Raw genomic sequence first — 12291 nt, forward strand, 5'->3', positions numbered from 1 at the left:
TCATCCCAAATCACCCATCATGGCGCAATCGCCCTGCGCTGACCCCGAACAAGAAGCCGGTCGTGTGGGGCAGTCGGCGGGCCGTGACGGCCCCGATGATCTCCCGCACGCGCTCGGCCGACAGCGGGATGTCCCGGCTGTCGTCGACCCCGTCCGCGAACGCCTGCACGATGAACCCGTGTAAGTCCGGGTGCTTCCGCCAGTGCCCGAGATCGAACTGCTCGGACTTCTTGTCACCGCGCGTCCGTGCGCCGTAAAAGTATCGTTCTCCGGTTAAGTACATGTCGAGTCCCATACGGTTCCTTTCTGTTTTGGGTGATGGGCGGGCGGGGCCCCGAGACCCCGCCCGGTCGGGTTACTCGGTGGCCTGTTCGGACTGTTTACGGCCCTGACGGTCGACCTCGAGTTGGTGCACTGCCCACGTATGGGCCAAGTCGAGCAACTTCGCTCCTGCGAGCAGGTCGTCGTGACCCAAGCTGTCGGACTCGCGCCACCCGTCGTCGGTCTTGTACCCGCGGGTGAGTTTGACCGAGTACCAGTCGCCCTTCTCGGACGGGTTGCGCCAGATCGTGGCTTGCAGTGCACCGATGCGGATCTTGTGAGCGGGTTGTGACATGATGTTTCTCCTTCTTGGTTGAGAGGCCCGACCCCCGGGCCTTGTGGGACCGCGGGCGAACCGGGTCGAGCCGGGAGCGCAGCGCGGGTGCACGGACAATTACGGCGGGGCCGCGCAGCGGAGGAACCGTCATTGTCCTTGCGGCCCCCGGCGCCCGGTTCAGCGTCCCACACCAAGACCCGAGGGCTCGGGCCGCCCATAGTTAAGAGGAGTAACGAGAGCGGCGCCCGCGCGGGTCCGCTTCGGCGTTCGCGAGTGAGTCGGAAACGGCCCCGGCGGGAATGGCAGACGGGCTCGAACCAGGTCCCACGGCCGCTGAGGGAGCACGCGTCCCGGAACCGGTTGATCGAACGGACGTGCGCGGCACGGGATTCGCGCCGTCAGGACAACGCGATCCGCTCGTACCGACCGGGTTCGCGTATCCGGACCGGGCGCCCGAGCGCGTCGACTGGGCGCCGGTCGCGGTGGCGGATACGCTGCAGTTGCCAGGTTCCGAACCCGTTCCCATCAGGAGAACCGATGAAACTGATCCTCCCGGTCCTCCACTTCGAGTGGCAGGTGCTGCGGGCCGTGGGGCGCAGCCGCAAGCCCGTGCCCGGGCGCGCCCTGCGCCTGGCCCCGACCCGGCGCACCAAGGACGGATCGTTCCTCACCGCGCTGGTGTCGCGCGGGCTCTTGACGTACGCGACCGGGGGCGAGGGTGACCCGTTCGGGGCCACGTGCGCGCTGACCCCGCTGGGCGCGCACGCGGCCGAGTACGGCGAGTGCGAAACCGAGTACGTCCCCCGCGCTCAGGTGCCGAAAACGCGGCCCGTAAAGGCCAAACGAGCCGGGCGCCGCGGCTCAACTGGCTCGGCCACGTGAGAACCCGATTCAAACCTTGCGGGGCCCGAACGGACGAGCACGCATCCGTTCGGCCAGTGGTACCTCGTAGATCGTTCCGTGCGGACAAGAAGGAGTCGGGATGGGTGAGAAGGTACGGCAGGTGCCGCGAGAGGAGTTCATCGCCCTGTGGAACGCGGCCGGGTCACTCGATGAGGTGGCGGCGCAGATCCTCGCGCGCGTCGGCCCGCGCGTGCCGCGCTGGGTGGTCATGGCCCGTGCGGCCGAGTTACGCCGGGACGGCGCCACGCTCCGGGCACTCGTACCCAAACAAGCCCTCTCGACGGATCCCACCCCACCGGCCGGGCGTTGCCTTCCCGGGACGCGTTCCGAGAATGGTGCGAAGCCGGCCGTGTGACTCGACTCGTTCAGGGACGAACGGTCGGCTCACCGGCCGGTGCGTTCGGTTCGTGCCGGTCGCAAAGGGCGCTAACGGTGCCTCACCGCATTCGCGGCGCCCGGTCCCGCTCTGATCCCCGCTGTGGTTCGTCATCGCGCCAATCACCCCGGCGTGGTTCCCACCATCGTTGCCGCAGCAATCCACCGGACGCACGTCCGCCTCCGCTCGAAGCTTCGAGCGATTTGAGTTGCGCGGGCGCACGTTCGAATGGGGTTGTTCGGGTACTTGGAACCCGGACCAGAAAATGAACGGGAAGACGTCGCCGGCGCCTTGGTGAGCCGGGGCCGTTTTAATGTGGTCCCCCGGCACGCACATTCTGAATTCGTTGACAGCGTCGCCGAATGCGTGTTACGGTCGAAAGATCGGCAACAACGAAACGAGGGATGCGTGACCAACACACCGGTACAAGAAGGGCTGCTGCACTGCCCATTTTGTGGAGCGGAGGGACGCTTCCTCAGACGCATCCGAGAGCGCCCGCCGCGCGCCCAATGTTCGCGGACGGGATGTGCAATGGAATCCTTGTCCGTTCCGGTCGAAACGTGGAACACGCGCGTCGGACCCACGGCACCGGACCACGTTCCAGCGGACCTGTAGTTCCCTCGACCTCGGGCACTCGGCATCGGCCGGCTACCGGTTGTTCGAACAGGACCCAGATTTACTCACATTGATCACAGCCGCAAGCGAAACGTCTGCCCCGGCCCGGGCTCCGGAACGGTCCCGGAAGTGGCTTGCGGACCGCACCGAGGGAAACGACGGAACACACCGTGCTGTCAGGTCCGAGTCGTCCGGTGTATGCCAACCCGCCACCGTACCGACCCGTCAACTGACGTGCCCATTGGTCGGCCTCGCTCCGAATACTTCACAACCCCACAATGCCATTAGAACCCGTGCGTACCGACATATGTCCGCACGTTCTAAATTTGTTGACACTATTTGCGAATTCGTGTTACGGTCGAACTATAGGCAACAATGGGACGAGGGGCGTATGACGGAGGTGCGACTGCGGAACGTGGACCCGGAGGTACTGACCGTGATCCGGGAACTGGCCCGACAGAACCGGCGCACGATGGAACAGGAGATCCGGGCCGGGCTCCGCGAGATCGCCAGTGCCCGCAAGGGCCGTTTACTCGATCGACTCGCGACCGAGCGCGCCGCGCAATTCGCACAGTTCGGGGAGCTGTCGGACAGCGCCCCGGGGATCCGCGCCGAGCGCGAGGCCCGGTGGTGATCGTGCTCGATGCGTGCGTGGCGACCAAACTGTTCGTAGCAGAGTCGCAGTCCGCCGCGGCCGCCCGCCTGGTCGCTCGGTACCCGCTCTTGCTGGCCCCCGAGCTCGTGGCGCTCGAAGTCACCTCGGCGATTACTCGCAAGGTTCGGAACCGCGAACTGGACCGCCCCGCGGCCGAGCGCGCGCTCGACTCGTGGTGGGAGTTCCTGAGCCTGGGGAACGTGCGCCTGACCCCGGACCGGGCCCTCCTGACGGACGCGGCGGCCCGCTCCCTGGCCCTCGGGCACCCGCTGGCCGACTGCTTGTACCTGACCCTGGCCGCGCGCCACAACGTACCCTTGGTGACCGCCGACGAACCGTTCCGGGATGCCGTGCGCGACACGTTCCCCGAGATCCATCTGCTCTCCGAACTCGGTACCGAGAACCGTTTGGTCGAGTGAGACCTCCTTGAGTGAACACCTTATCGCACCGTTTGTGCTCGTGGGACCGACCCGTTGGCCGCGTTCCAGACAATTGAGCACCCGTTGGCCGAACGGGTGAAACGATCCATCACCGAGTGCGGTCCCATCCCGGCACCGGCCCCACGCCCGGCGGAACGGGCGCGCCTTGTGTTCGCTGGTCGGCCCGGTCCGCCCAGCAACCGCATCGAACCCGGGCCCGGGTTCGGTGCTCGTCAGCTGTTGTACCTCGGTCATCGCTCGCACCTTTGCACCCACCGCGACGATGGCGAACGCAAAGGAAGCAAGGGGTGCCCGGTTCGGGTTCGTGGGGACCGCGGGCCCGTGCGCGCCGCCACCGGCGGTTACTCGGTCGTCAAGAACGGAAACCCGCCTGCGCACCGCGGCCGCGAGGTTCGTCCGGACCCGAACCCACCCCGCTCCTCGGACCTCGGCTGGCCTGCTTTCGGTCGTGTTCGACCTGGGCCTCCTCGATCGAGTGCGACGCCTTAAAGTCCTCGTCCTGCTTCGCCAGCTCGACCAGTTTGCGGAAGTGCTCCGTGAGCACCCGCACCTCGTCCTCGGTCAGGTCCTCGGCGCTGATGAGCCGGTTGCTCGACCAGGGCAGCGCGGCCACGATCTCGTTCAATTTCAGGTGCACGGCCCGCGAGTCCTTGTTCTGGGCCCGCTGGATCAGGAACACCATCAGGAACGTCACGATCGTGGTGCCCGTGTTGATGACGAGCTGCCACGTGTCCGAGAACGTGAAGATCGGCCCGGTCACGGCCCACACGACGATCGTGCCCACCGCGAGCCCGAACGCGAGGGAACTGCCGGTCCACTTCGTCGCCCACCCGGATGCCCGCTCCAGCCACGTCCCTTTGCCGCCCATTTGGCCCTCGTTTCTCACCCGGTCGGCATGGCGGGCAGTGGTCTAGCAATTTCCGCACCGACACCGGGCGGCAAGCCATCGGTCCGGTCATCCGTTTCGTGCCGGCCGCTGCGCGACCGGCATCTGCTCCCAAAGTCCCCCTCCGTCGCCGTCGGCCGTCATCGCCGTGCCCTCGCCCGAGTTGGGGCACGGCGACGACGGACAGAGGCGACACGCCCGAGGGGGACGATGTTTGGCTCCCCCTCTTGAGCCCGAGGTTGCTCGGAGTCGACCTTCAGGCGTTCGGAGTACGGAGGTGGAAAACAGGCGTTTCCGACAAAAAGAAAGCACCAAGGCCGCCCCTGGTGCTCGCAGCGGTAACGGGTCAGAACCCCATCGGTTGATGCTCAGGGCAGCTTGATGCCCACGGCCTTCAGCCCCTTCGGCTCATTGACTTTGAGTTTGTCGCGAACGGCTGCGATCCGCTCCGCGTAGTGATCCCGTTCGGCCGGGCACAGCCGCACCAGTTTCTCACAGAGCCGGAGAACTGCTTGGCTGTCGCGCCCGTACTCGCGCTCGCACGCGGCAATTGCTCCCAGAAGGAACTTCTTGCCCGCTACCGTATCGCCGAGTTGAAACGCAGCCGTGCCCACGTGTTCATGCAAAACCGCGGCGAACACGTCGCTCGGTTTCTCTCCTTCGAGCCTCTGTCGGCTGGCTTCAAGTGCCAGGAGCGCCGCCCGGGGGCGCCCCCGGGCGAGGAGGCACTCGGCTCGCAATTCCTCGACCCGGTAGCGGAACATCGCCGACCGGCCCACGGCCTCCAGTGCCTTCTCGGCTAACTCCAGTTCGCCGCGCACGCAGTACACCGAAACCAACTCAATCGAGGCCTCGGCAACACCGGTTTCGTAAGCCGCCTTATCGCCGTACAACTCGACGGCACGGCGTCCGCACACGCGGGCGTCTTCGAGTCGTCCAGCCACCCGGTACAGCTGTGCGAAGATCGCGAGCACTTTCGCCATGTAGTCCGGCTCATCCGGGTAACAAAGGGCCGTATTCGTCAGGTGCGCGGTGAGCCATTGTTCGGCTTCACGGAACCGGCTCTGGTTTGTCAGAAAGAAAATGTAATTAATCACCGGAGCTGGGGTTGCGATCTGACCCGCGCCCCATTTTCCCTGGAACATCCGGCATAATTCTTGGAACGTGCGATCGGCGTCGGCATGTTTATGGTTCCGCGCCTGGGCTACCGCGAGCGTGTTGAGCGCACCGGCATACGCGCGATCATACCCCGCGCGGCCGCGATAGTACGCGGCCGCAATCCCTGCCAGGCGCTCGGCTTTTGGGCGCTCGTTGGTAATCAGGGCCTTGAACGCCTCGCCCTTAACCTGCTCCATGACCTCATCGGTCACGGGCGGCGCAACGAGGAACAAAACCAGCGGCGCGATACCCATCATGCGTTCTCCGAACCACGGCCCGACTATCGATGGTAGGAGCGGCCCAGGCTGGTCTGGACGAATACCAGCAGATCGCGCTGTTGCGGCGCCAGTGCGCGGCCCCTTTTCCCAAAACGGCTGTGGGTCCGCAACGTCATCTGCGCCACCCTGCGTTATAAAGCCCCCACACCCAACTGGGTGTGGGGGCCGCGGTCACGCCTTCCAGCAGTGCCCGCAGTTGCCGCAGTTGACCCCGAACCGGTGCCCGGCCGGGGTCTCGTTCGGGCACACCACCGGCAGGGCCGTGCGCGGGCGCGTGCCCCGAACCGGCTCGTCCCGGAACACCAGGTTCCCCGCGACCGGTTCGTCCGGGTCCGTCTGGAGCCACGCCACCCGCACCCTTTCGGGGAGCGGATCAGGCAACCCCGTTTCGACATCGGCCGAGTACCACGCGCGGACGTTATCGAGCGCCGTGGCCTGTTCCAGCACCGGCACCACTTCCGCCACGCGCCACGAGCGCGTGTAGAAGTAGAACGTGGCGGTCGGGCACCGGCGGAACACCGAGAGCCATTTGCCCGCGTATTCGGGGTCGTAAAAATCCCCGGACACGTGGACCCGGACCACCAGCGCGCCCTTGCCACGAACCTCGCGCACCATGCGGTCCGCGAAGTCCGGGCGCTTCGACTGCGCGAGGCACCAGCGCAATCGGTCCCGCACCAAACTCGTGTGGAACCGCCCGCGCGTGGCGTAACATGCCGCCTCACACACCTTCGAGCGCCCGGGGCAGGTGTGTACCGCCGCCAAGTCGAAGTGGTGGATCGCGCGCCCGAGCTTGGCGTTGCCCAGGGCCAACAGCGAACGTATCGTGGCCATCGTCCTGTCCTTTCACGACAGGGCCACGGGCCGGGGAGTGTTCGCGCACTCGCCCGGCCCACTTGATTCCGCCGGACCATCCGACGGAACGCGACACAAAGCCGCACCAGAGCGGGCAGTCGTAGCGCGTTCGCGCGGGGGTTGAAAGAACTTTCTGATGGTGCTACCAACGTGACATGAGCGCGCGTCGGTTCCCGGTCCCGGACGCCCAAGTGGCGGCCTTCCTGAAGCACTACAAGTGGTTGCTGGCGGGCAAGCCGCGCGAGAAGTTGGCGTACCGGATCATCGAGCGCCAGCGCGACGAGATCGCGCGGCTGCGGGTGGAGGTGGATACGCTCAAAGGCGCCACCGGGCGCAACTGGGCCGAGCGCGTTTCCGGGGAACGATAGACCCGTTGCCGCTGGTCGATCCGGCGAAGAGCGGAAGTGCCAAATCTCAGCGGTTCTGCGACAGTGAGTGATTGAGAGCCAAGGCGCTACGGGCGCATTCCCTCAGCCCCGCCGACCAGAAATTTCGCGGCGAAACGTGGCGACGAGCGCTCAGCGACGTTTCTTCGTCCCCGAGTCGGGTGCCGCGTCCACACCCGGTGCCGCGAGCTGATAGAACTCGTGCAATTTGGCTTGGAGAAGGGCTTTGTCCGGCAACTGGGTGTGGTATTCAGCGACGACGGCCGGGGAGGCCGACCGACTGAGCGCGTATTCGACGACCTCTGCGTTTTTGGCGGCGCACAAGAGCACCCCGACGGACGGGCATTCGTGCGGCTTGCGCACGTCCCGGTCCAGGGCTTCGAGGTAGAATTCTAACTGCCCGAGGTGCCCGGGCTCGAACTCCGAAATCTTGAGCTCGATCGCAACCAGAGCGGCCATCCCGCGGTGGAAGAACAGCAGGTCGAGGGCGAAATCCTTGCCCCCGACCTGAAGCGGATACTGGCTGCCGACGAAGCAAAAATCGCGGCCGAGTTCGAGCAGAAAGTCTTTCAGCCGCTCCACCAACCCGCGTTGCAGATCGGCTTCCGCGTGCGGGTGCGGAAGTTCCAGAAAGTTGGGTAGGCGGCTGGCGAGGTTCCGGTCGCCCGGACCTTTTCCATCCGCCCCCCTCCGAACCGGACTTGATACTTTCGCATCATCCGGCTCTCCAGCCACTCATTCCGACTTGGGTCGCAGCGGCCGCCCAGCATGGATGTTGTCGTGGCATACGCGGCAGAGGACCAGCGTCTTCCGCCGCCGAGAGGCCATGAGTCGCACCCAGTCGGGTGGCGGGCGTCCGTTCCGGCGGTTCAAGTCGGCGAGCTTGCGGACGTGGTGGACTTCCACGTTCTCCGTGGACCCACACGCCTCGCACGCGTCCGCCAGAACACGCTGGAGCAGTTCGCTGCGGCCCCGGCTCTTGCGAGCAAGAAGTCGATCGTCGATGGACGCCGACAGGGTTGTCCGAAGTGGCAGCCCGCCGAATCGTCCGACCAGCGGCGGTTTCCCCTCCCGCGTCACCCGCACCTCCAGGCACGTCCTGGGACCATGCGGCGTTTCGACTTTCGCCTTGAATCGGCGGGCCAACTTCGCGACCGATGACCGGTGCTTGTGGGCCAACGTTTTCAACAGCGAGGTCTGCATGACCCAGTGTAGCCGGTTCAGCCAGGCGATATTATCCGCGAGTTGGTAGTACTGCACGAAGCCCCGATACTCCGCCTGGTAACCACAGACGATGCTGTAGTCCGAGTCGTGAGTTCGTTCCATCCGGTGGATGGGCTTGCCGTCCCTCGTGTAGAAGCGGCTCCGTTCCGCCACGAAGGAAGGTGGCATCCGCAGGGTCACCACCCCGTTCACCGAGCGCCGGTTGGCGGCGATCTTGGTGTCGCAGTGGGCGACCGAGATGTCGTACCCGAGAAAGCGAGCTTTCTCGGTATGGGCGTGGGTGATCAGGGTCTTCTCCGCCGACAGTTCCAGTCTCAGTTCTTGAGCCAGGAACGCCGACAGTCGGTCCCGGATCGCTTCCGCCTCCGACCTCGGTCCGGCGAACCCGAGCAAGAAATCGTCCGCGTACCGGACGTAATACAGTCGGCGGTAGTTGGGGTCGTGAGGGTCGTTCGCCGGGACGGCCCGTCGGGCCGCTTCCAGTGCCTTCGCCTCTTCCCCCCGCCCCGTCCTCCGACAGTACCGCGCCCGGCTCGAGATCCGATTGTAGTCCGGGTTCTTCGCCCGCCGGTTGCCTTTCGTGTACTCCGGAATCAGTGTCTGCTTGACGAACTGGTCCAACTGGTCCAGGTAGATGTTCGAGAGGATTGGGCTGACCGTCCCGCCCTGCGGTGACCCACTCAGGGTGGGGTGTAGTCGCCAGTCCTCCAGGTAGCCCGCCCGGATGAGGTTCTGTATCAGCCGGAGAAAGCGGTTGTCAGTGATGTCTCGCCGGAGGATGCCCAACAGGACCGAATGCTCGATATTGTTGAAGCAGCCCCGGATGTCACCCTCGATGAACCACTTGGTGCCGGTCCACACCTTCTTGATCGTCGTCAAGGCGGTGTGGCACCCGCGCCCCGGCCGGAAGCCGTGGGAGCGGTCAGAGAAGCGCGGTTCGTAGTACGCCTCCAGAATGGCGCGGACTACGTCTTGGAGCAGCTTATCCGACCAGGTGGGAATCCCGAGCGGCCGGGTACCTCCTTTCGGTTTCGGGATGTGAACCCGTCGCACGGGGGTCCAACGGTAACTCTCGCGGCGGACCCGCTCGATGATCCCGTGGATCTTCCCCTGCGACATCCCGTCCACGGTCTCGGCTGTCGCTCCTTGCGTCAGGGCTCCACTGTTACGGTAGAGCCGTGCGTAGGAGTGCAGGTACAGAGCCGGGTTGAATAGTTGTCTGTAGACGTCCCCGAGCGGCAGCCGTTTCCGACCGCGCTCCCGGATGATGCCCAGGATCGTTTCGGCGTTACGCATCTCGCGCACCTCAGGACCCGTGGCACCGAGTGACCTGTCCCCCTTCGCCATGTGCCGGGCTTTCCCCGGCGCGGACTATTACGGGGACTCCGTGGCCGTGGGGCTCGCGCCCGGTAGGCCATCCCATGCTTCGCCGTGAAGACACGTCCGAGCGAAGGGTAGGTGCTCCGTTCGTTCCGTGGGCGGGCTCATCACCCGTCACCCCGACCGCCGGGATTCCGCACGCCATCGATTTAAGCGAGCGGAGCGGTCGGCGTCGTCATCGAGTGCCATGCCGACGGGACTACCTGAGGTCCGGTGGAACTGGAGTTCAAGCAGTATAGCCTTCACCCTTCTTCGCAAGCCTTGCGGCACGTGGGTCCGGGCACTTCGTCGCCCACCGCCGCTTCACCAACAGGCTATGTTCCCCAACGTCTTTCGACGGTGAGTAAGTTGGTCGGCTTAGATACCTCCTCCCGAGTGTTCTGCTGACTGAGTCAGCAATGCCTTCACGGTTGTCATGGCGCACCTCGACCAAATAACTGTCTCGAAACACAGCGGCCGCGTCCGGGTGCAATTCCGTCAGCGTCGTGGACAGTTTTACCGGTGACAGGGCCGCTCGCTCGAACAGCGCGCCGTCGAGTTGCCGTTGGAGATCGCGCGAGGTCCACCGTTCGCGGACCGCCATGCGCAGGTAAAATTCTCGCTCGTCCTCGCGCTTGCACCGGCCGAGAATGGCCATGTTGTGCGTCCAGGGCAATTCTCGCAGCAGCGCTGCGAGAATTGGGGCGGCGGCATACGTGTCATAGAGTTGGCGCATTCGCCACAGATTTTTGGCCGAGAACCCGGTTGCGTTCGGCTGTGTCCGGCGGATGTGGGTGGCAAGTTGTTCAACGGTTCCGTCCCCCCACTCACCCACCGCGATTTTCGCGGACAAGTGGGCTCAGATGCGCCAGTACAGATCGACGAGAGTGGAATTCACCTGCGCCACGGCCTGCGCCCGGGCGTCGCGGATCATTGCCACCACCGCCTCAAAGTCGGCCGGCGGGTTCACGGATTGAAGTGCCGCCGTTTTTGTCGGCGGTTTGCGTTTGCCCATCGCGATCCCTTTCGGTCCGACCGTACCCTAAACCGACGGCCGACTCAAGAACGGAGTGAAAAGCGCGACCACTCCCGGCACCCGCGCGAGCCGTTTTATGTTGCGGCAGGGAACCGGTTTGAAAAAGCCCTAACGGTATCCGAGCTCGGCAGTGACGAGCGGTTCCCCGAGCGCCTCATGTTCCGCTAACGTGAGGGTGGCCCGATCTTGCTCGATGGGCCCGCGCTCGGCCTTTCGGGCCACGCCACATTGCTCGTGGGCAGCTTTTGCATACACCTGAAACCGCGCCGCGACACAGTCATCCCGCAGATGACTGTTTCAGCAGGGCACGCGCATTCCAGTTGGCCCATCAAATCTGAACTTTCGCGAGAATTAGCCTTCGCGCCGGGGTTCAGTTCAGTAACATTCACTTCTCGACTTGCATACGATCGACCGGCTCTTACCCGACCGCTCGCACGGTCCGGAGTCGCCCATGCCGTCCCGTCGCCCCCGCATCCGCCGGCTCTTTGCCTGGGCCGCCGCACGCGTCCGCGTTCCCCGTCCGTTCGTCACACCCCAGTGCCGGCCCCTGACCTCGGCCCTGGAAGTGCTGGAAGACCGGGTCGTGCCCGCATCGCTCCCGGCCCCCACGCGGTTCGTTTTGGGCGACGTCGACGGGGACATGATCCCGGACCTCGTGACCGCGTCCGGCCCGGGTCGTACCCCGTTCGTTCGCGCGGTCAGCGGGCGCGACGGGCACGCGCTCTGGGACGCGTTCCCGTATGATCCGCAATTCCTGGGCGGCGTTGAGCTCGCGATCGGCGACGTCACCGGTGACGGCCGGGCCGATGTGATCACCGGTGCGGGGCCTGGCGCGGCCCCGCACGCCACCGTCATCGACGGCGCGACCGGACGGATCGTCCGCTCCTGGCTCGCGTTCGATGCCGGGTTCCACGGGGGGATCTCGGTTGGCGCGGGCGACGTGACTGGCGACGGGCGGTTCGACATCATCGTTGGAGCCGGGGCCGGCGCGGGGCCGCACGTGGAGGTGTTCGACGGGGCTTCCGGGACGCTGGCGTCCGGACCGATCGGTAGTTTCCTCGCCTTTGCCGCCACGTTCCGGGGTGGTGTTTCGGTTAGCGCGGGCGACGTCACCGGCGATGGTCGGTCCGACATCATCGTTGGGGCCGGCCCCGGGGCCGGGCCACACGTCGTGGCGATTGACGCCGGAACAGGTCGGGTCACGCACAGCTTCTTCGTCTACGCCCCCGCATTCCGCGGTGGCGTCCGCGTGGCCGCCGCCGATGTCGACGGCAACGGCGCGGCGGACATCATCGCCACGCCACTCGGCGGGCCGGCCCGCACGTCGCCGTGTTTAGCGGACAGGGCAGCCTGTTCTTCAACTATTTCGCGGCGGATCCGGCACGGCAGGGCGAAACCACGATCGCCGCCGCCGATCAGGACGGGGACGGGTTCGCGGATCTGGTCGCCGGTTCGGGGGACCAACTATACGCGACGCGCGGGCTCGACGGGACAGCACTTTGGCAGCGCGCGGTAACGGCCGACG

The 12291-nt window shown here is 65.7% G+C and carries 14 protein-coding genes and 1 pseudogene; 6 read left to right on the forward strand and 9 right to left on the reverse strand.

The annotated features are described in order from the left end of the window. Positions 1-10 precede the first annotated feature (10 nt). Together VT84_RS06240 and VT84_RS06245 are read right to left on the reverse strand one after the other, a co-directional pair. Positions 11-295: a hypothetical protein gene (locus tag VT84_RS06240; RefSeq protein ID WP_082838894.1), complete on the reverse strand. Its 285-nt coding sequence runs from the start codon at positions 293-295 to the stop codon at positions 11-13. A 60-nt stretch (positions 296-355) separates the two neighbouring features. Then, a complete protein-coding gene (locus VT84_RS06245) occupies positions 356-616 on the reverse strand; it encodes a hypothetical protein (protein WP_082838895.1) in 261 nt (86 codons plus the stop codon). Positions 617-1135: 519 nt separating this feature from the next. Here VT84_RS06245 and VT84_RS06250 point away from each other — a divergent pair. The 4 genes from VT84_RS06250 (at position 1136) to VT84_RS39465 (ending at position 3566) form a co-directional block, all read left to right on the forward strand. After that, the gene (locus tag VT84_RS06250) at positions 1136-1480 is read left to right on the forward strand and encodes a hypothetical protein (RefSeq protein WP_082838896.1); all 345 of its coding nucleotides are present in this window, start codon (positions 1136-1138) and stop codon (positions 1478-1480) included. A gap of 100 nt (positions 1481-1580) precedes the next feature. Further along, positions 1581-1856, forward strand: coding sequence for a hypothetical protein (locus VT84_RS06255; protein WP_082838897.1), 276 nt, complete (start codon positions 1581-1583; stop codon positions 1854-1856). A 1027-nt stretch (positions 1857-2883) separates the two neighbouring features. Then, positions 2884-3126, forward strand: a complete 243-nt coding sequence (locus tag VT84_RS39460; protein WP_162271611.1) for a FitA-like ribbon-helix-helix domain-containing protein — start codon at positions 2884-2886, stop codon at positions 3124-3126. Beyond that, complete coding sequence (locus tag VT84_RS39465) at positions 3120-3566, forward strand: type II toxin-antitoxin system VapC family toxin (protein WP_162271612.1); 447 nt, start codon at positions 3120-3122, stop codon at positions 3564-3566. Before VT84_RS39460 ends, VT84_RS39465 begins: the two co-directional genes overlap by 7 nt. A gap of 373 nt (positions 3567-3939) precedes the next feature. On the opposite strand, the gene VT84_RS06265 is transcribed toward VT84_RS39465, so the two are convergent. The 3 genes from VT84_RS06265 to VT84_RS39470 form a co-directional block, all read right to left on the reverse strand. Then, positions 3940-4455: a low affinity iron permease family protein gene (locus tag VT84_RS06265; protein ID WP_082838899.1), complete on the reverse strand. Its 516-nt coding sequence runs from the start codon at positions 4453-4455 to the stop codon at positions 3940-3942. 386 nt (positions 4456-4841) lie between these two features. Further along, positions 4842-5888: a tetratricopeptide repeat protein gene (locus tag VT84_RS06270; protein ID WP_157469233.1), complete on the reverse strand. Its 1047-nt coding sequence runs from the start codon at positions 5886-5888 to the stop codon at positions 4842-4844. Positions 5889-6080: 192 nt separating this feature from the next. After that, positions 6081-6740, reverse strand: a complete 660-nt coding sequence (locus VT84_RS39470) for a GP88 family protein (RefSeq protein ID WP_082838901.1) — start codon at positions 6738-6740, stop codon at positions 6081-6083. 176 nt (positions 6741-6916) lie between these two features. On the opposite strand from VT84_RS39470, the gene VT84_RS06280 reads away from it, so the two are divergent. After that, positions 6917-7129, forward strand: a complete 213-nt coding sequence (locus VT84_RS06280; protein WP_082838902.1) for a hypothetical protein — start codon at positions 6917-6919, stop codon at positions 7127-7129. 150 nt (positions 7130-7279) lie between these two features. Here VT84_RS06280 and VT84_RS06285 read toward each other — a convergent pair. From VT84_RS06285 to VT84_RS38160, 4 genes and pseudogenes are all read right to left on the reverse strand, one after another. Continuing rightward, positions 7280-7780, reverse strand: a pseudogene (locus VT84_RS06285) (PDDEXK nuclease domain-containing protein); the annotation flags it as partial. Positions 7781-7882: 102 nt separating this feature from the next. Continuing rightward, positions 7883-9667 carry a reverse transcriptase/maturase family protein gene (locus tag VT84_RS06290; protein ID WP_082843227.1) on the reverse strand — a complete coding sequence of 595 codons (1785 nt, stop codon included), beginning with the start codon at positions 9665-9667 and terminating at the stop codon, positions 7883-7885. Between the two features lie 310 nt (positions 9668-9977). Further along, a complete protein-coding gene (locus VT84_RS06295) occupies positions 9978-10583 on the reverse strand; it encodes a DUF1016 N-terminal domain-containing protein (protein ID WP_082838904.1) in 606 nt (201 codons plus the stop codon). A 6-nt stretch (positions 10584-10589) separates the two neighbouring features. Next, positions 10590-10745, reverse strand: coding sequence for a hypothetical protein (locus VT84_RS38160; protein ID WP_157469235.1), 156 nt, complete (start codon positions 10743-10745; stop codon positions 10590-10592). Between the two features lie 472 nt (positions 10746-11217). Between VT84_RS38160 and VT84_RS06300 the strand changes: the two genes are divergently transcribed. Continuing rightward, entirely contained in the window at positions 11218-12282 is a 1065-nt protein-coding gene (locus tag VT84_RS06300; RefSeq protein WP_082838905.1) for an FG-GAP repeat domain-containing protein, read from the forward strand. The last annotated feature ends 9 nt before the right edge of the window (positions 12283-12291 follow it).

This window comes from Gemmata sp. SH-PL17 (assembly GCF_001610855.1).
Lineage (GTDB): Bacteria > Planctomycetota > Planctomycetia > Gemmatales > Gemmataceae > Gemmata > Gemmata massiliana.

Bases quoted from the DNA above. Each gene is read 5' to 3' on its own strand.
- VT84_RS06240 (WP_082838894.1), bottom strand. From the start codon at position 295: ATGGGACTCGACATGTACTTAACCGGAGAACGATACTTTTACGGCGCA.
- VT84_RS06245 (WP_082838895.1), bottom strand. From the start codon at position 616: ATGTCACAACCCGCTCACAAGATCCGCATCGGTGCACTGCAAGCCACG.
- VT84_RS06250 (WP_082838896.1), top strand. From the start codon at position 1,136: ATGAAACTGATCCTCCCGGTCCTCCACTTCGAGTGGCAGGTGCTGCGG.
- VT84_RS06255 (WP_082838897.1), top strand. From the start codon at position 1,581: ATGGGTGAGAAGGTACGGCAGGTGCCGCGAGAGGAGTTCATCGCCCTG.
- VT84_RS39460 (WP_162271611.1), top strand. From the start codon at position 2,884: ATGACGGAGGTGCGACTGCGGAACGTGGACCCGGAGGTACTGACCGTG.
- VT84_RS06265 (WP_082838899.1), bottom strand. From the start codon at position 4,455: ATGGGCGGCAAAGGGACGTGGCTGGAGCGGGCATCCGGGTGGGCGACG.
- VT84_RS06270 (WP_157469233.1), bottom strand. From the start codon at position 5,888: ATGATGGGTATCGCGCCGCTGGTTTTGTTCCTCGTTGCGCCGCCCGTG.
- VT84_RS39470 (WP_082838901.1), bottom strand. From the start codon at position 6,740: ATGGCCACGATACGTTCGCTGTTGGCCCTGGGCAACGCCAAGCTCGGG.
- VT84_RS06280 (WP_082838902.1), top strand. From the start codon at position 6,917: ATGAGCGCGCGTCGGTTCCCGGTCCCGGACGCCCAAGTGGCGGCCTTC.
- VT84_RS06290 (WP_082843227.1), bottom strand. From the start codon at position 9,667: ATGCGTAACGCCGAAACGATCCTGGGCATCATCCGGGAGCGCGGTCGG.
- VT84_RS38160 (WP_157469235.1), bottom strand. From the start codon at position 10,745: ATGGGCAAACGCAAACCGCCGACAAAAACGGCGGCACTTCAATCCGTG.
- VT84_RS06300 (WP_082838905.1), top strand. From the start codon at position 11,218: ATGCCGTCCCGTCGCCCCCGCATCCGCCGGCTCTTTGCCTGGGCCGCC.